Consider the following 17436-nt stretch of genomic DNA (forward strand, 5'->3'; position numbering starts at 1 on the left):
CCCCGGCCGCGCCGAACCTGCGCCCGCGCATGGCGGAACCGCCGCTGACCGCACCGCAAGCCCCGGCCCCCGCGGGCCCGCGCCTGGGCCCGGCCAGCCGCTGATTTCTCTGTTCTCCAAATACTCCGGGGTGAGCCCCCGGAACGGGGGCGAGGGGGNCAATGCGGCGGCCGCTGGTCGGCCAGGGGCACGGTCCCCGCCTCGGCCTCGCGTTCCGCCTCGCGCTCCATCAGCATGCCGACATGGCGCGCCAGCCGCCCGATCTCGCCTTCCTGCCGGGCGACGATGCCCGACAGATCCTCGACGCTGCGCGCCAGATAGGCCACGGCCTCCTCCAGCCGTTCGATCCGTTCCTGCGTCTGCTTGTCCATCCATCCTCCATCCGCTAGACCGCCGCATGGAAAAGCCCGAGGCAAACCATGGCGAAAGATCAGAAGAAACAGCCCCGTCCCAAGGCCGAGACGCCCAAGGGGTTCCGCGACTATTTCGGCGCGGACGTGACCGAACGCAAGCAGATGCTCGACCGCATCGCCGAGATCTATCATCGCCACGGCTTCGAGCCCCTGGAAACCAGTGCCGTGGAAACCGTCGAGGCGCTGGGAAAGTTCCTGCCCGACGTGGACCGGCCCAATGCCGGCGTCTTCGCCTGGCAGGAATCGGACGTCCCCGGCGGCGGCTCCGGCGACTGGCTGGCGCTGCGCTATGACCTGACGGCGCCCTTGGCCCGCGTCGCCGCGCAGTTCCGCAACGACCTGCCCTCGCCCTATCGCCGCTATGCCATGGGCCCGGTCTGGCGCAACGAAAAGCCCGGCCCCGGCCGCTTCCGCCAGTTCTACCAATGCGACGCCGATACCGTGGGCTCGGCCTCGGTCGCGGCGGATGCCGAGATCTGCGCCATGCTGGCGGCGGCGCTGGAACATGCCGGCATCGCTCGCGGCGACTACCTGATCCGCATCAACAACCGCAAGGTGCTGAACGGCATCCTGGAGGCCATGGGCGTCGCGCAGGGCAAGCCCGCCGACGACGTGCTGCGCACCATCGACAAGTTCGACAAGGTCGGCGAGGACGGGGTGCGCCAGCTTCTGACCACCGGCCGCAAGGACGATTCCGGCGCCTTCATCGAGGGCGTGGGGCTGGCCCCCGAACAAGCCGGGCCGGTCCTCGCCTTCCTGACCTCCAAGGGCGCGGACAACGCCGAGACGCTTGCCAACCTGCGCGCCGCCGTCGGCGCCTCGGCCGTGGGCGCCGAGGGGGTCGAGGAACTGGCTCAGATCGCCGAGATGCTTTCCGCCATGGGCGTGGGCGAGGATCGCGCCGTCATCGACCCCTCGATCGTGCGGGGCCTGGGCTATTACACCGGCCCGGTCTTCGAAGCCGAGCTGACCTTCGAGATCCTGGACGACAAGGGCCGCAAGCGCCAGTTCGGCTCGGTCGCCGGCGGCGGGCGCTACGACGGGCTGGTGGAACGCTTCACCGGCCAGAAGGTGCCGGCAACCGGGGTTTCCATCGGCGTGGACCGCCTGCTCGCCGCCCTGCGCGCCAAGGGACTGATGGGCGGGACCGCGCAGGGCCCAGTCGTCGTCACCGTCATGGACCGAGAGCGCATGGCCGATTACCAGGCCATGGCCGCCGAGCTGCGCCAGGCCGGCATCCGGGCCGAGGTCTATCTGGGCAACCCCAAGAACTTCGGCAACCAGTTGAAATATGCCGACAAGCGCAGTTCTGATATTGCGATCATCCAGGGTGCAGACGAAGCCGCCAGGGGTGTGGTTCAGATCAAGGATTTGCATCTGGGAGCAATTATTTCAAATACAAACCTGAGCCATGAAGAATGGAAATCTCATCCTACCCAGATAGAAATTCCTCGCGATGAGCTTGCTGAAGCTGTCCAGGGTCTCGAGCGGACCATTGCTTCACGTAAGCGATCGCAGGCTCGTCTAAGAGGCGAAGGATGAGCAAGCGCGAGAAACAGGCCATCGGCCAGCAGATCCTAGCCGCCTTTCGCGCCGCGGGCGCCGAGGAAGTGGCGCCCGACCTGCTGCTGCCGGCCGAGACGCTGCTGGACCTTTACGGCGAGGACATCCGCGCCCGCGCCTATGTGACGCAAGACCCGATCCGGGGCGAGATGATGCTGCGCCCCGACTTCACCGTGCCGGTGGTGCAGATGCACATGGCGAACGGCGCCGAGCCCGCCCGCTATTGCTACCTGGGCGAGGTGTTTCGCAAGCAGGACCATGGCGAGACCCGGCCCGAGCATCCGCGCGACAACGAATACCTGCAAGCCGGCTTCGAGCTTTTCGCCCGCGACCCCGAGGCCGATGCCGAGGTCTTCGCCCTCTTCCACGCCATCCTCGCGCCCCTGCGACTGCAGGCCAGCATGGGCGACATGGACCTGCTGATGGATGCGGTGCGCGCCCTGCCGCTGTCCGGCGCCCGCCGCGCCGCGCTTCTGCATCACATCTGGCGGCCGCACCGCTTTGCCAAGGCGCTCGCGCGCTTTGCCGCCCCGGCCGAGCCGCGGGAGTTTCCCGAAAGCGCCGCGCCCTGGACCGGGCTGCGTTCGCCGGCCGAGATGCAGGCCCGCATCGACCGGCTGCGCAGCGACGCCGCCGAGGCCCCGCTGCCGCCGCAATGGGTCGAGCGGCTGGAGCGGCTTTTCGCCATCGAGGCCCCGGCGCCCGAGGCGCTGCGGCAGCTCCGCGCCCTCGCCGCCGAGATCCCCGACATCGCCGAGGCCGTGGACCGGCTGGAGCGCAACCTGGCGGCGCTGTCGGCACGCGGCATCGACGTGGGCGCCATCCATTTCGACGCCAGCCACGGCCGGCACACGATGGAATATTACGACGGCATGACCTTCAGCTTTGCCGCGGCGGGGCGCGCGGACTGGCCGCCGGTCGCCTCGGGCGGGCGCTACGACGCGCTGGCGGCGGTGCTGGGACAGGCGCAGGGCCGCTCGATCCCCGCGGTCGGCGGCATCATCCGGCCGGGTCTGGTCCATGAACTGGGAGGCATCGGATGATCCGGCTGGGCGTGCCGTCCAAGGGGCGGCTGATGGAGCAATGTTTCGACTGGTTCGCCGCCCGCGGCGTAACCCTGTCGCGCGCCGGCTCGGACCGCGAATATGCCGGCCGGGTCGATGGGGCGGACAACGTGGCGCTGGTGCTGCTGTCGGCGGGCGAGATCCCGCGCGAACTCATGGCCGGCCGCATCCACCTGGGCGTGACCGGCACCGACCTGATCCGCGAGAAGCTGGCGGGCTGGCGCAGCCATGTCGAGGAACTGGCGCCGATGGGCTTCGGCCATGCCGACCTGATCCTCGCCGTGCCCGCCTGCTGGAGCGATTGCGAGACCCTGGACGATTTCGCCACCATCGCCCGCGATTTCCGCGCCGAGCACGGCTTTCGCCTGCGCATCGCCACCAAGTATCACCGGCTGGTGCGCGCCTGGCTCTCGGCCGAGGAGGTCGCGGATTACCAGCTGGTGGACAGCCAGGGCGCGACCGAGGGCACGGTGGCCAACCTGACCGCCGAGGCCATCGCCGACATCACCTCGTCCGGGAAGACGCTGCGGGCCAATCACCTGAAGATCATCGGCGAGGAACCGATCCTGCGCTCGCAGGCGACGCTTCTGCGCTCGCGCGCGGCGGGGGACGAGGCCGAGGTGCGCGATTTCGCGGCGCGGCTCGGGCTTTAGAAACCCGCGGCCGGGCGGAAGCGTTGATGTCCCGCACCGCCAAGGGAGAAAGATGATGCGCCTGGTCGCCCTGATGCTGATCCTGTCCGCAAGCCCCGCGCTGGCCTCGTCCGAAGAGGCCTGGGAGCAGTTCCGCAAGGATGTCGAGAGCGCCTGCACGGCGCTGGCGCCCGAGGCGGGCGAGACGGCGATCGAGGTCAACCCCTTCGGCTCGGAGAGCTATGGCGCGGCGCTCTTGATCACCACGCTCGCCGATGGCGGGGTGGACCGCTATGTCTGCATCTATGACAAGCAGGCGGGAACCGCCGAGCTGACCGCGCCCTTTACGCCGCCGCAGGACGTGGTCGAGCCCATGGCCGACCCGGCGGGCAATGTGGCGCCGGTCGAGGACACCAGGACGGACGCGCATCTCGTCAAGCCGTGACGCCCGCGCCGGTTGTGCGGTCGCATGGGTATTTGAAGAACGAAGAAGCCGGGGTCAGTCCCCAAGCCCGACCAGCGCGCGGGCGAATTCGCGGGCGTCGAAAGCGTCGAGATCGTCGATCTGCTCGCCCACGCCGATGGCATGGATCGGCAGGCCGAAACGGTCGGCCAGGGCCACCAGCACGCCGCCGCGCGCGGTGCCGTCCAGCTTGGTCATGACCAGGCCCGAGACATCGGCCAGCTTCTGGAAGGTCTCGACCTGGCTCAGCGCGTTCTGGCCGGTGGTGGCGTCCAGCACCAGCAGGGTGTTGTGCGGTGCGCTGGGATCCTTCTTGCGGATGACGCGCACGATCTTGGCCAGTTCCTCCATCAGGTCCTGGCGGTTCTGCAAGCGGCCGGCGGTGTCGATCATCAGAAGGTCGGCGCCCTCGGCCTCGGCCCTGGTCATGGCGTCGAAGGCAAGGCTTGCTGGGTCGGTGCCCTCGGGCGCGGTCATCACCGGCACGCCGGCACGCTGGCCCCAGACCTGCAATTGCTCGACGGCGGCGGCGCGGAAGGTGTCGCCCGCGGCGATCACCACCTTCTTGCCCGCCGCCTTGAACTGGCTGGCGAGCTTGCCGATGGTCGTGGTCTTGCCCGAGCCGTTCACGCCCACCACCAGCACCACCTGCGGCCGCTTGGGATAAAGCGGCAGCGGCTTGGCCACCGGCGTCATGATGCGGGCGATCTCGCCGGCCAGAAGCTCCTTCAGCTCGGTGGCGGAAATGCGGCGTCCCATGCGGCCCTCGGCGATATTGGCGGTGACGCGCAGCGCCGTCTCGACCCCCATGTCGGCCTGGATCAGCATCTCCTCGAGCTGCTCCAGCATCTCGTCGTCCAGTTCGCGGCGCGGCTCGGCGATGGCGGGCGTGCGGCCGAAGATGCGGCCCAGCATCCCCGGACGCGCGTCGGGCGATGCGGCAGGATCGGCGGAGGGTTGGGGCTCCGCGACCGGGGCCGGCATGGGCTGCGCCGCCGGGGCGGGCGCCGGCGCCAGCCCGGCGGGCCGTTCGGGCGCCGATGCCGGCTTTTCCTCGCCGGCGCCGTCCGAGACGATCTCGTCCAGCCCCGCGCCGATCTTCGACGAGGACCGCGTCAGCCGGTCGCGCAGCTTCGAGAAAAACGACATGCACCCATCCTTCTGCTTGTGGCGCAGAACCTAGGGCTTCCGAGGCCAAAGGAAAAGGGCGCCCCGAACCGGACGCCCCTTCTTCGTTCTGAAAATACTCCGGGGTGTGGGGCAGAGCCCCACGGCAATCAGGCCTTGCCCAGGTAGATGTCCACCAGCTTGCCCAGCATCTCCAGCGCATCCTCGCGCGAGCGCTGGAAGCTGTTGCGGCCGATGATCGAGCCGTTGCCGCCACCGTCGCGGATGGCGCGGGCATCGTCGAAGACCGCATCCGCGCCCTTGGCCGCCCCGCCCGAGAACACCACGATGCGGCGGCCGTTGAAGGCCGACTGCATGCAATGCGCCACGCGCTTGGCCTGGGTCGAGATGTCGATGCCCTTGGCCTCGTAGACCTTTTTCGCCTCGCCCAGTTCCAGGTGGTCGGTCGAAAGCTTGATCTTGATGACATGGGCGCCGATCAGCGCCGCGATCTGCGCGGCATAGGCGGCAATGTCGATCGCCGTCTCGCCGTCCTTGCTGATCGCCTCGCCGCGCGGATAGGACCAGACCACGGTCGCCACGCCCTTGGCGGCGGCTTCCTTGCGCATCTCGACGATCTCCTCGATCATGTCGAGCGCCATGTCCGAGCCCGGATAGATGGTGAAGCCGATGGCCGAGCAACCCAGCCGCAGCGCATCGTCGACCGAGGCGGTGATCGCCTGGTTCTTGCCGGCCGTGTCCGACATGAGCGAATTGGCCGAGTTCACTTTCAGGATCGTGGGGATCTGGCCGGCGAAGGTGTCGGCGCCCGCCTCGATCATGCCCAGGGGCGCGGCATAGGCGTTGAGCCCGGCGTCGATCGCCAGCTGGTAATGGTAATGCGGGTCATAGCCGGCCGGGTTCGGCGCAAAGCTGCGCGCGGGGCCATGCTCGAACCCCTGGTCCACGGGCAGGATGATCATCTTGCCGGTGCCGGCCAGCTTGCCGGTCATCAGCATGCGGGCCAGCTGTGCCTTCACACCCGGCGCTTCGCCCTCGTAATTGGCGAGGATCTTGCGGACGGTATCGGTCATCTGCATCGGGAACTCCATGTCTGAATGCGGGCTGATTAACAGACCAGCCGGCAAGGGCAATCGCGATTGCGCTAACGGAACCCCCTGCCGGCGCCGGGCGTTGCTCTTGCGCTGGAACGGGGGGGCAATTGGGGGGAATTTCCAATGGCGAACGAAGATCCCGACGGCATTCCCGAACAGATCCGCCAGAACCGGCCCTTCTTCCTGGTGCTGGGACTGGCCTTCGTGGTCTCGATCGGGGCCTTTCTCTACATCCTGTTCCTCGACACCGACTCGCGCGACGTCTCGCGCAACGCGCCGCCCGCCGCGACCGCGCCGGTCGTGCCGGCCGGCGAAGCCGCGCCGGCCGAGGGGAACTGACCGCAGCCGGCAGGGGACGCATCCGTGCCCCCTGCCGCCGACGCGAATGCGCCTATCCGGCAAGGCCCAGGATTTAAGGCCCAGGATTTAAGGCCCAAGATTTCCGGGCGGAAAAGGCCCCGCAAAGGGCCCTTTCGCAGCCCGTCACGCAGGGCTCAGCGCATTTGCAGGGCCGCCACGCCGGGCAGTTCCTTGCCCTCCATCCATTCCAGGAAGGCGCCGCCCGCGGTCGAGATGAAGGTGAAATCGCCCGAGACCCCGGCCTTGTTCAGCGCCGCCACCGTATCGCCGCCGCCGGCGACCGAGATCAGCTTGCCCTCGCGGGTCAGCCGCGCCGCCTCTTGCGCCGCGGCATTGGTCGCGGCATCGAAGGGCGGGATCTCGAAGGCGCCGAGCGGGCCGTTCCAGATCAGCGTGCGGCTGGCCTCGAAGACCTCGCGGATCTTCGCCACCGTGGCGGGGCCGGCGTCCAGGATCATCGCGTCCGCCGGGCAGGCGTCCGCCGCCACCGTCTCGCTGTCGGCGCCGGCCTTGAATTCGCGCGCCACCACCACGTCCACCGGCAGGTGGATGGTGCAGCCGGTCTTTTCCGCCTTGGCCATGATCTCGCGCGCGGTATCGGCCATGTCGCGCTCGGCCAGCGACTTGCCGACCTCGATGCCCTGGGCGACCAGGAAGGTGTTGGCCATGCCGCCGCCGATGACCAGGTGGTCCACCTTCTCGATCAGGTTGCCGAGCAGGTCGAGCTTGGTCGAGACCTTGGCGCCACCGACCACGGCCGCGACCGGGCGCTGCGGATTGCCGAGCGCGGCGTCCAGCGCCTTGAGTTCCGCCTCCATCAGCCGGCCGGCCGCGGCGGGCAGGAGCCGCGCGATCCCTTCGGTCGAGGCATGCGCCCGATGCGCGGCCGAGAAGGCGTCGTTGACATAGACTTGGCCCAGGGCGGCCAGCGAGGCGGCGCAGGTCGCGTCGTTGGTTTCCTCGCCCGGATAGAAGCGGGTGTTTTCCAAGAGCAGGACATCGCCCGGCTTCAGGTCGGCCACGGCGCGCTTGGCCGGCCCGCCGATGGCCTCGTCCGCGAACTTGACCTCCTGGCCCAGGGCGCGCTCGAGCGAGGGCACCACCACCTTCAGGCTCATGCTGTCCACGCGCTTGCCCTTGGGGCGGTCGAAATGCGCCAGCAGCACCGGGATGCCGCCCTTGGCCTGGATGTCCTTGACGGTGGGCACGATCTTTTCGATCCGCGTGGCATCGCTGACCTGGCCGTTTTCGACCGGGACGTTCACGTCCACGCGGACAAGCACCACCTTGCCGTCAAGCTCCAGGTCGTCGATCGTGTTGAAATCCGCCATGCTCATGTCCCTTTCATGTTGGGCTGACCGTCCCCCGCCGGGGTTTTCCCGCATCATGACATTTTCGTCAACCGGCGGCAGAAGCCGGGCATGCGGCGAAACGCGCGGCGCCGGCGGGCGTTGTCTGGGCGGGGCGAAACGCTTATGCCTTTGCCCAAGCCATCAGAAGGAGACCCCCATGGCCGAGATCAAGGATCCCGAGAACACGGTCATCATCGAGCTGAAGGACGGCCCGGTGGTGATCGAGCTGCTGCCCGACGTGGCGCCGAAACATGCCGAGCGCATGAAGGAACTGGCCCGCGCCGGGAAATACGACAACGTGGCCTTCCACCGCGTGATCGAGGGCTTCATGGCCCAGACCGGCGACGTGGAACATGCCAACATGGAGAACAACTACAATCCGGGCCGCGCCGGCACCGGCGGCTCGGACCTGCCCGACCTGCCGGCCGAGTTCTCGCGCCTGCCGCATGACCGCGGCACGCTGGGCGCGGCGCGCTCGATGAACCCGAACTCGGCCAACAGCCAGTTCTTCATCAATTTCAAGGACAACCATTTCCTGAACGGCCAGTATACCGTCTATGGCCGGGTCATCGAGGGCATGGAGCATGTCGACAAGATCGCCCGCGGCGAGCCGCCGGCGAATCCCGACCGGATGATCTCGGTGAAGGTTGCGGCCGATGTGGAATAAGCTGCTGGTTCCCGCCCTGGTGCTGGCCGCCGGCGCCGCCGCCCATCCAGCCCTGGCCGAGGGCCTGCCGGGCGTCACCGACGGGCCGGGCCCGAACCTGGTGATCGAGGTGGCCGATTCCAAGGGCGCCGCCAAGGGCCGGATCGTGCTGGACCTTTACAACGACAAGGCGCCGAACCATGTCGAGCGCCTGGTGACGCTGGCGAAATCGGGCGCCTATGACGGGGTGGTGTTCCATCGCGTGATCGACGGCTTCATGGCCCAGACCGGCGATGTCGAATTCGGCAAGCACGGCAGCGATACCGCGCGGGCGGGCATGGGCGGCTCGAACATGCCGGACCTGGCGGCCGAGTTCAACGATGTCAGCTTCCAGGCCGGCACGGTGGGCATGGCGCGGGCGCAGGATCCCAACAGCGCCAACAGCCAGTTCTTCATCGACCTGGCGCCGGCGACCTTCCTGGACGGGCAATATACCGTGGTCGGCCAGCTGGTCGACGGCTGGGACGTGCTGAACGCGATCAAGAAGGGCGACCCGGCCGCCAATGGCGCGGTGGTCGAGCCCGACTACATGGTCAAGGTGACGGTCGAGGAGTGATCCCCGGCCCCGCCTGACCACGGCCCCGCGTTCCGGCGCGGGGCCTTTTCCATGGGGGGTGTCCGCCAAGGTCATCCGAGGATGACCCGCCTGCGATGCAGGACGAGGCGGCCAGTCGCGAAACGGCTCCGGTATCAGCAGCTGCCGGCCCGGATGCCAGCCAGACGGCTTGTCTATCTCGGGCCAGACCTCGTGCCAGCCATCCTGAACGATGGCTGAGGGCGCCCTCAGGGGTCTGATCTTGATACCCAAACTCGCCCCCGCAGCACGAGCATATCGCCCAGGATGGGCAATCTCCCGCTGGCCCATAGTGAAGGCTGCTGCAGACCGCAGACATGGCGGAAAGGTGCGGGTTTTTCATGCCAGGCGGGAATGGCGGAGGCTTGCCGATAGGCCGGACCGCGTGGCGGAAAACGGCCGAAGGGCTTGCCCTTGCGCGGCTGGGCGGGGCCGGAAAGGCCCCTTGCCCTGCCCCGCCCAAGCCGCGCCGCGGCGTGGGCCGGCTGTCCGCGGCGGATCAGGCCAGGGCGAGCTTCTTGGCCACCAGTTCGTTCACCGCGGCCGGGTTGGCCTTGCCGCCGGTGGCCTTCAGCACCTGGCCCACGAACCAGCCGGCCAGCTTGGGATTGGCCCGCGCCTTTTCGACCTGCGCCGGATTGGCGGCGATGATCTCGTCCACCGCCGCCTCGATGGCGCCCAGGTCGGTGACCTGCTTCATGCCGCGCGCCTCGACGATCTGGGCCGGATCGCCGCCTTCGGTCCACAGGATCTCGAACAGCTCCTTGGCGATCTTGCCCGAGATCGCGCCCGAGCCGATCAGGTCGATCACGCCGCCCAGTTGGGCGGCCGAGACGGGCGAGGTCTCGACGCTCAGCCCTTCCTTGTTCAGCCGGCCGAACAGCTCGTTGATGACCCAGTTCGCCGCCTGCTTGCCGTCGCGCCCGGCGGCGACCTGCTCGAAATAGTCGGCGCTTTCGACCTCGGCGGTCAGCACGCCGGCATCGTATTCGGACAGGCCCAGTTCGGTGACGAAACGCGCCTTCTTCTCGTCCGGCAGTTCCGGCATCGCGCCGGCGATCTCGTCCACCCAGGCCTGCTCGATCTCCAGCGGCAGCAGGTCGGGATCGGGGAAATAGCGGTAGTCATGCGCCTCTTCCTTGGAGCGCATCGAGCGGGTCTCGCCCCGGTCGGGGTCGTAGAGCCGGGTTTCCTGCACCACCTTGCCGCCGTCCTCGATGATGGCGATCTGGCGGCGGGCCTCGTAGTCGATGGCGGCCTGGATGAAGCGCAGCGAGTTCATGTTCTTGATCTCGCAGCGGGTGCCGAGATGGCTGAAATCGCCGGTCTCCTGGTAGCGCTCATAGGCGCCGGGCGCGCAGACCGAGACGTTCACGTCGGCGCGCAGGTTGCCGTTCTGCATGTTGCCGTCGCAGGTGCCCAGGTAGCGCATGATCTGGCGAAGTTTCGCGACATAGGCGGCCGCTTCCTCGGGGCCGCGGATATCGGGGCGGCTGACGATCTCCATCAGCGCGACGCCGGTGCGGTTCAGGTCGACGAAGGACATGTTCGGGTCCATGTCGTGGATCGACTTGCCGGCATCCTGTTCCAGGTGGATGCGCTCGATCCTGACGCGGCGGGCGACGCCGGGGGCCATGTCCACGATCACCTCGCCCTCGCCCACGATGGGGTGATAGAGTTGGCTGATCTGGTAGCCCTGCGGCAGGTCGGGATAGAAATAGTTCTTGCGGTCGAAGGCCGAGACCAGGTTGATCGCCGCCTTCAGGCCCAGCCCGGTCTTGACCGCCTGCGCCACGCAGAATTCGTTGATGACCGGCAGCATCCCCGGCATGGCGGCGTCGACGAAGGCGACATGGCTGTTCGGCTCGGCCCCGAAGCCGGTCGAGGCGCCGGAAAACAGCTTGGCGTTCGAGGCGACCTGGGCATGGACCTCCAGCCCGATGACCAGTTCCCAGTCCTGTTTCGCACCCTGGATGGTTTTCGGTTCGGGGGCGGTATAGGTCAGATGGTCGAGCATGGCATTTCCCCTGGCAAGGCTGCCCCGCCTTCTAGGCGCTTGGCGCGCGGCTCGCAAGGGTCGCGCGGGCGGTGGAACAAAGCCGCGGCCGGAAGGTTGGCCCCGACATGGACGGGATGAAAGCCATGGGATTTTTCCACGCCGCCCGGCTGCGTGCGCCCAGGCCGCAGGGCCGCGGGACCGGGAAGGAGGCGGCGCATGTCCACCGCGGAAGTTGAGGCCGGCTCGCTTGCCGAACTGGCCCAGGCCGAGGCGGCCTGCACGCGCTGCCCGCTTTATCTCCACGCCACGCAGGTCGTTCCGGGCGAAGGGCACCGGCAGGCGCGGATGATGGTGGTAGGCGAACAGCCCGGCGACAAGGAAGACCTTGCCGGCCGCCCCTTCGTCGGTCCGGCCGGGCAGCTTTTCGACCAGATCCTGGCCGAGGCGGGCATCCCGCGCGGGCAGGTCTTCGTCACCAATGCCGTCAAGCATTTCAAGTTCGCGCCCCGCGGCAAGCGCCGCCTGCACCGCCGCCCCAATGCCGGCGAGATCGACCGCTGCAAATGGTGGCTGGGGCAGGAACTCAAGCTGGTGGCCCCCGCCGTCCTGGTGGCGATGGGCGCGACGGCGGTGCGCAGCCTGCTCGGGCGACCGGCGACGATCTCGTCCCTGCGTGGCGAGATCCGCCGGCTGGAGGGCGGCATGCCGATGATCGTGACCATCCATCCCTCCTGGCTGCTGCGCATCCGCGATGCGGCCGAGCGGGAGACCGAGCGCAGGCGGTTCCTGGCCGATCTGAAGCGGGGCTGGGGGCTGGTGGGCGGCTGACCGCGCATTTGCGGGAACATTCGCGCGCTTGGCCGGTTCACATTCACCTTGGAAGCACAGGCCGGCGCAAGCGATGTCCCTCTCGTGCCCCGACAAGTCGGGACGCAATCGCAAAAGCGGTGGCGGTCCCGGTCGCGGCCGGCGGTTTCCGGGGTCGAGGCGGCCCTGCCCCTGGCGGTCGCGGCCCCGCTGCCGGATACGGCAGGGGCTGGACGGCTGCCGAACGGGCCGCCTCGATTTCGCTTGGTCCTGCGCCTTGCACGGGAACCAAGGCCGGCGCAGGGGGTTTGGAAAATCCCCCTGCCGGAACGCCCCCTCAACCGGAATGAGGCCCCAGCATGAGACCACCGCTTGCCGCAAAGGCCCGAACCAACCCGCCAATCGGGCGGCAGGACCGGCCGGCAGCGGGCCTGCGCGTCCCGTGGTCCGGCCGCTTTCAGCAACGCGGCGGCTGAGCCATGGCGCTGGAGACCTATCGCAAGAAACGCGATTTCGCCGCGACGCCGGAACCCAAGGGCGGGCGCATCCGCAAGGGCGGCGACGCCTTCGTGGTCCAGAAACATGCGGCGACGCGGCTGCATTACGATTTCCGGCTGGAGCTGGACGGGGTGCTGAAAAGCTGGGCCGTCGCCAAGGGGCCCAGCCTGGTGCCCGGCGAAAAGCGCCTGGCGGTGCATGTCGAGGACCACCCGCTGGAATATGGCGATTTCGAGGGCACCATCCCCAAGGGCGAATATGGCGGCGGCACCGTCATCCTGTGGGACCGCGGCACCTGGACGCCGGTCGGCGATCCGCATCAGGGCTATGCCAAGGGCCATCTGGAATTCACCCTTCATGGCGAAAAGCTGCATGGCCGCTGGCATCTGGTCCGCATGCGCGGCAAGCCGCGGGAAAAGCGCGAGAACTGGCTGCTGATCAAGGGCGAGGACGAATTCGCCCGGACAAAGGACGCGCCCGACATCCTGGAAGAGCGGCCGGAATCGGTCAAGACCGGCCGGCAGATCGCCGATGTCGCGGGCGAGGCGCCGGGCTGGTCCTCGAAGACCGGGCGCATCCGCAAGCCGGCCGGGCGGGCGAAAAAGCCGAGGGCCGCGCCGGAGCCGGACCCCGAGCCGCCCGAACCGGCGGCGGTCAAGGGCGCGCGCAAGGCGGCGATGCCGGGTTTCGTCGAGCCGATGCTGGCCACGCTGGCCTCGGCCGCCCCGCAGGGCGAACGCTGGCTGCACGAGATCAAGTTCGACGGCTACCGCCTGCAAGCGCGGATCGAGGCGGGACGGGTCAAGCTTCTGACCCGCAGCGGGCTGGACTGGACGACGCGCTTCGGCAAGGCCGTGCCCGCCGCCCTGCGCGACCTGCCGGTGGGCGCGGCCATCCTGGATGGCGAATTGGTGGTCGAGACCGATGCCGGCGCCTCGGATTTCTCGGCCCTGCAGGCAGATCTCAGCGCCGGGCGGTCCGACCGCTTCGCCTTCTACGCCTTCGACCTGCTTTATCTGGACGGATACGACCTGTGCAGGGTGCCGCTGGTCGAGCGCAAGGCGCTGCTCGGCCGGCTTCTGAGCCAGGAAGGCGGCATCCTGCGGTTCAGCAGCCATTTCGACGAAGGCGGCGCGCTGGTCCTGCGCCATGCCTGCCGGCTGAGCCTCGAGGGGATCGTGTCGAAGCTGCGCGACGGGCCCTATCGCGCCGGGCGCGGCCGGGCCTGGATCAAGTCGAAATGCTCGGCCCGGCAGGAATTCGTGGTGGCGGGCTATGTCCCCTCGTCGGTGTCGCGCCGCGCCATCGGCTCGCTGATCCTGGGCGTTTACGAGAATGGCGGCTTGCAGCATGTCGGCCGCGTCGGCACCGGCTTTTCCGCCGCCGTGGCCGAGGATCTGTTCCGCCGGCTGGAGCGGATGCGCATCCCCGACAGTCCCTTTGCCCAACGCCTGACCACCGACGAGGCGCGGCAGGCCCGCTATGTCCGCCCCGAACTGGTGGCCGAGGTCGAGTTCCGCGCCTGGACCGCCGACGGCCACCTGCGCCACGCCGCCTTCCGCGGCCTGCGCGAGGACAAGCCCGCGGCCGAGATCGTGCGCGAAACCGCGCAGCCTGCCGCGAAACCCCCGGCGCCGCAGCGGCGGCGGGTGCGGCTGACCCATCCCGACCGGCTCTATTGGCCCGAGGAAGGCGTGACCAAGGAAGGGCTGGCCGATTACCATGCCGAGGTCTGGCGCTGGATCGCGCCCTGGATCACCGGCCGGCCGCTGGCGCTGCTGCGCTGCCCGAACGGCATCGACGGCGAGCGGTTCTTCCAGAAGCACGCCTGGAAGGGGCTGAACCCGCATATCTCGCTGCTGCGCGATCCCAAGGAGCCGCAGGGCGAGCCGCTGATCGGCATCGAGGATCTGGACGGGCTGATGGGGCTGGTGCAATCGGCCGCGCTGGAGATCCACCCCTGGGGCGCGACCGCCGCCGATTGGGAACGGCCGGACATGATCACCATGGACCTCGACCCCGGCGAAGGCGTCGCCTGGCCGCTGGTGGTCGAGGCGGCGCGGGAGTTGCGCCGGCGGCTCGAGGATCACGGCCTTGCCGGTTTCGTCAAGACCTCGGGCGGCAAGGGGCTGCATGTGGTCGCGCCCCTGCGCCCGCAGGCGGAATGGCCGGCGGTCAAGGCCTTCACCAAGGCGCTGGCCGATGCCATGGCTGCCGACGATCCCGGCCGCTATGTCTCGACCATCAGCAAGGCGCGGCGGCGGGGCAGGATCCTGATCGACTATCTGCGCAACCAGCGCGGCGCGACGGCCGTCGCCGCCTATTCCACCCGCGCCCGGCCCGGCGCCGCCGTCTCGGCCCCGCTGCGCTGGGACGAGCTGGACGCCGGCATCGGCCCGGCCTGGTTCACCCTGCAGAACATGCCGACGCGGCTGGCCACGCTGGGCTCGGACCCCTGGGACGGCTTTCGCGCCGCCGCCGCACCGCTCGAGGCACCGCGCAGCCGCCGCCGGAAGGCAGGCTAGCGCCGCCTGGGCTTGCTTTCCGAGGCGATGCTTTTCTTCAGCGCCTCCATGATGTTGATGACATTGCCCGCCGTGGCCGGCGCCTCGGGCTTCGCCCTGACCGCGCGCTTGCGTCCCTTGGTCTTGGCCGCGATGATGTCCAGAAGCTTCTCCTGCACCGGATCGGCCACCAGCGAGGGCTCCCAGGGCACGCTACGCTCCTCGATCAGCCGCGTGACCAGTTTCAGCAGCCCGGCATCGACCTTTTCGTCGCCGATCCGGTCGAAGTAATCCGCCTCGGGCCGCACCTCGTCGCCATAGCGCAGGGTCCACAGCACGATGCCCTTGTCGCGCGGCTCCAGCATCACCGCGCGCTCGCGGCGGTAAAGCACCAGCCGCGAGATGCCCACCGTCCCGGTCGCGCCCATGGCGTCGCGGATCACGCCATAGGCTTCCTCGCCGATGGGATCGTCCGGGACCAGGTAATGCGGCTTGTCATACCAGATCCAGCCGATCGAATCGGCCGGCACGAACATGTCGATATCGATGGTGCGGGCGCTTTCCAGCGCCACCGAGGCGATCTCGTCATCCTCCAGCAGCACGTGGTCGTCCTCGCCGCGGGGATAGCCCTTGACCTCGTCCTCCTCGGCCACGGGCTTGCCGGTCTCGGCATCGACATAGCGGCTGACGACGCGGTTGCCGGTGCGGGCGTTGAGCGTGTGGAAGCGCAGCTTCTCGCCCTCGCCGGTGGCCGGCATCATCGACACCGGGCAAGTGACCAGCGACAGCTTCAGATAGCCCTTCCAGAAGGAACGCGGCGCCATCAGGGTTCGTCGCGGATGGGCCCGTCATCCGGGCGGCGGTCGGGCAGGTCGCCCCCCTCCGCGCGCTCGCGGTTGCCGGCGTGGTCGTGGTGCTGCTGGTTCTGCACATGCCGGCTGTCGAGCCCGCGCTGCTGCGAATGCCGCGCGGTGTCGCGGTTGGACAGAACCTCGTTCTCGGGCAGGTTCTCGGCCGTGCCGGGGGTCATGCCGCCCGAGGCGTCGCCCTTGCCCTGATCCTGCTGCCCTGCCCCGAATTTCTTGCGACTTGCATGGGCCATGGCGCTTTCCTCCTGCATCTCTGGCGTCAGGGGTCTCAACCGCGCTGGCGGTGCAATGTTCCCTGGTGCGGCCGGATTGACGAATCCCTGGACAAGGGATAGGAACAAATCAGGAACACATTGACTGAAACCATGTCCGCTCGCCCTTTCCCATCCGGGGTGGCGCCTTTCGGACGGGCGCCAGTCCCCGCGGCGCCGCAGCCGACCGCGCCGACCCTGTCCGAAGCCTTCGGCACCCGTCCCCTGGCGGGCGCGGCGCCCGGATTCGTCCTGGCCGCCCTGCCGCCGGGGCTGGTGCTTTGGGCGCAGGACCGGCTGAGCCGGGCCGAGTTCGGCGCCCCCTTCCTGCCCGGCATGGGCCGCGATCTGCTGCGGCTGGACCTGACGCGCCCCGCCGATGTGCTGGCGGCGCTGGAGGACGGGCTGCAAGGCCGCGCCCTTGCCGCCGTGGTGGGCGAGATCCATGGCCCCGCCCCGGCGCTGAGCTTTACCGCCAGCCGCCGCCTGGCGCTGCGGGCCGAGGCGGCGGGCCTGCCCTGCTGGCTGATCCGCCATGCCGCCCGGCCGGAACCCAGCGCGGCGCGGATGCGCTGGCGGCTGGCGCCGCTGCCCTCGGTCCCCGACCCGGACGACCCGCAGGCGCCGGGCGCGCCGCGCTGGCTGGCGGAACTGTTCCGGGCGCGCGGCCGGCCGCCCTCGACCTGGGTGGCGCGCCATGACCGGGCGGCGGATCGTCTCGATTTCTCTGCCCCGCCTCGCGATCGAGAGTTGGCAGAGCCGCGCCGCGCGCCGGGGCGACGCCTGGCCTGACGAGATCCCGCTGGCCCTGGCCGCGCCCGGCCCGCATGGGCCCGTGATCCATGCCGCGAACCGGGCCGCCGAGCAGGCGGGCGCCCGGATCGGCGCCCGCGCCGTGGATTGCCGCGCCATCTGCCCCGCATTGCGCATCGAGCCGGCCGAGCCCGACCGCGACGCGGCCAGGCTGGCGCGGCTGGCCTTCTGGGCGCGACGCTGGGGGCCCTGGAGCACGCCCGACGGCGATGACGGCATTGTCCTCGACACCACCGGCGCCGCGCATCTGTTCGGCGGCGAGGCGGCGATGCTGGCCCAGATCCAGGCCGGCTTCGCCCGCGCCGGGCTGACGGCCGGGCTGGCGCTGGCGCCGACGCGCGGCGCG

At 69.3% G+C, this 17436-nt stretch carries 16 protein-coding genes and 2 pseudogenes; 11 read left to right on the forward strand and 7 right to left on the reverse strand.

The window, feature by feature from the left end; translation table 11 throughout:
• Positions 1-161: 161 nt before the first annotated feature.
• Positions 162-371 (reverse strand): annotated as a pseudogene (locus tag FE811_RS21145) (SlyX family protein); the annotation flags it as partial.
• A 48-nt stretch (positions 372-419) separates the two neighbouring features.
• Here FE811_RS21145 and hisS point away from each other — a divergent pair.
• From hisS to FE811_RS21165, 4 genes are read left to right on the forward strand one after another with little or no spacing between them, the layout of a single operon-like run.
• Positions 420-1955 carry a histidine--tRNA ligase gene (gene hisS, locus FE811_RS21150; RefSeq protein ID WP_116221102.1) on the forward strand — a complete coding sequence of 512 codons (1536 nt, stop codon included), beginning with the start codon at positions 420-422 and terminating at the stop codon, positions 1953-1955.
• Positions 1952-3019, forward strand: coding sequence for an ATP phosphoribosyltransferase regulatory subunit (locus FE811_RS21155; protein ID WP_140848666.1), 1068 nt, complete (start codon positions 1952-1954; stop codon positions 3017-3019). Before hisS ends, FE811_RS21155 begins: the two co-directional genes overlap by 4 nt.
• Positions 3016-3693, forward strand: a complete 678-nt coding sequence (gene hisG / locus FE811_RS21160; RefSeq protein WP_116221104.1) for an ATP phosphoribosyltransferase — start codon at positions 3016-3018, stop codon at positions 3691-3693. Before FE811_RS21155 ends, hisG begins: the two co-directional genes overlap by 4 nt.
• Before the next feature lie 52 nt (positions 3694-3745).
• Positions 3746-4117, forward strand: coding sequence for a hypothetical protein (locus FE811_RS21165; RefSeq protein ID WP_255469800.1), 372 nt, complete (start codon positions 3746-3748; stop codon positions 4115-4117).
• Between the two features lie 54 nt (positions 4118-4171).
• On the opposite strand, the gene ftsY is transcribed toward FE811_RS21165, so the two are convergent.
• Together ftsY and FE811_RS21175 are read right to left on the reverse strand one after the other, a co-directional pair.
• Positions 4172-5284 (reverse strand): signal recognition particle-docking protein FtsY, encoded by a 1113-nt coding sequence (gene ftsY / locus FE811_RS21170; protein ID WP_116221105.1) that lies wholly within the window; start codon positions 5282-5284, stop codon positions 4172-4174.
• Positions 5285-5412: 128 nt separating this feature from the next.
• Positions 5413-6342, reverse strand: coding sequence for a class I fructose-bisphosphate aldolase (locus FE811_RS21175; protein WP_072460903.1), 930 nt, complete (start codon positions 6340-6342; stop codon positions 5413-5415).
• Between the two features lie 138 nt (positions 6343-6480).
• On the opposite strand from FE811_RS21175, the gene FE811_RS21180 reads away from it, so the two are divergent.
• Entirely contained in the window at positions 6481-6696 is a 216-nt protein-coding gene (locus FE811_RS21180; RefSeq protein WP_072460793.1) for a hypothetical protein, read from the forward strand.
• A 155-nt stretch (positions 6697-6851) separates the two neighbouring features.
• Here FE811_RS21180 and pgk read toward each other — a convergent pair whose 3' ends face one another.
• The gene (gene pgk, locus FE811_RS21185) at positions 6852-8048 is read right to left on the reverse strand and encodes a phosphoglycerate kinase (RefSeq protein WP_116221705.1); all 1197 of its coding nucleotides are present in this window, start codon (positions 8046-8048) and stop codon (positions 6852-6854) included.
• Between the two features lie 178 nt (positions 8049-8226).
• Between pgk and FE811_RS21190 the strand changes: the two genes are divergently transcribed.
• On the forward strand, positions 8227-8736 hold the full coding sequence (locus FE811_RS21190; RefSeq protein WP_011748208.1) for a peptidylprolyl isomerase: 510 nt from the start codon (positions 8227-8229) through the stop codon (positions 8734-8736).
• Positions 8726-9331, forward strand: coding sequence for a peptidylprolyl isomerase (locus FE811_RS21195; RefSeq protein ID WP_114534922.1), 606 nt, complete (start codon positions 8726-8728; stop codon positions 9329-9331). Before FE811_RS21190 ends, FE811_RS21195 begins: the two co-directional genes overlap by 11 nt.
• A gap of 517 nt (positions 9332-9848) precedes the next feature.
• Here the strand turns inward: FE811_RS21195 and gatB are convergent.
• Positions 9849-11366, reverse strand: a complete 1518-nt coding sequence (gene gatB / locus FE811_RS21200; RefSeq protein WP_114534921.1) for an Asp-tRNA(Asn)/Glu-tRNA(Gln) amidotransferase subunit GatB — start codon at positions 11364-11366, stop codon at positions 9849-9851.
• A 198-nt stretch (positions 11367-11564) separates the two neighbouring features.
• On the opposite strand from gatB, the gene FE811_RS21205 reads away from it, so the two are divergent.
• Both FE811_RS21205 and ligD read left to right on the forward strand, forming a co-directional pair.
• Positions 11565-12176: a UdgX family uracil-DNA binding protein gene (locus FE811_RS21205; protein WP_116221106.1), complete on the forward strand. Its 612-nt coding sequence runs from the start codon at positions 11565-11567 to the stop codon at positions 12174-12176.
• A gap of 458 nt (positions 12177-12634) precedes the next feature.
• Positions 12635-15178, forward strand: a complete 2544-nt coding sequence (gene ligD, locus FE811_RS21210; RefSeq protein WP_116221107.1) for a DNA ligase D — start codon at positions 12635-12637, stop codon at positions 15176-15178.
• Here the strand turns inward: ligD and FE811_RS21215 are convergent.
• Entirely contained in the window at positions 15175-15981 is an 807-nt protein-coding gene (locus tag FE811_RS21215) for a Ku protein (RefSeq protein WP_116221108.1), read from the reverse strand. The genes ligD and FE811_RS21215 overlap by 4 nt on opposite strands.
• Positions 15981-16259 (reverse strand): hypothetical protein, encoded by a 279-nt coding sequence (locus FE811_RS21220; protein ID WP_072460798.1) that lies wholly within the window; start codon positions 16257-16259, stop codon positions 15981-15983. The genes FE811_RS21215 and FE811_RS21220 overlap by 1 nt, the downstream gene beginning before the upstream one ends.
• A 132-nt stretch (positions 16260-16391) precedes the next feature.
• Here FE811_RS21220 and FE811_RS21225 point away from each other — a divergent pair, with 132 nt between their 5' ends.
• Positions 16392-17069, forward strand: a complete 678-nt coding sequence (locus FE811_RS21225; protein WP_116221109.1) for a hypothetical protein — start codon at positions 16392-16394, stop codon at positions 17067-17069.
• A pseudogene (locus FE811_RS21230) lies at positions 16975-17436 on the forward strand (DNA polymerase Y family protein); the annotation flags it as partial. The gene FE811_RS21225 and the pseudogene FE811_RS21230, both read left to right, overlap by 95 nt.

The organism is Paracoccus sp. FO-3, assembly GCF_006386455.1.
GTDB lineage: Bacteria > Pseudomonadota > Alphaproteobacteria > Rhodobacterales > Rhodobacteraceae > Paracoccus > Paracoccus versutus.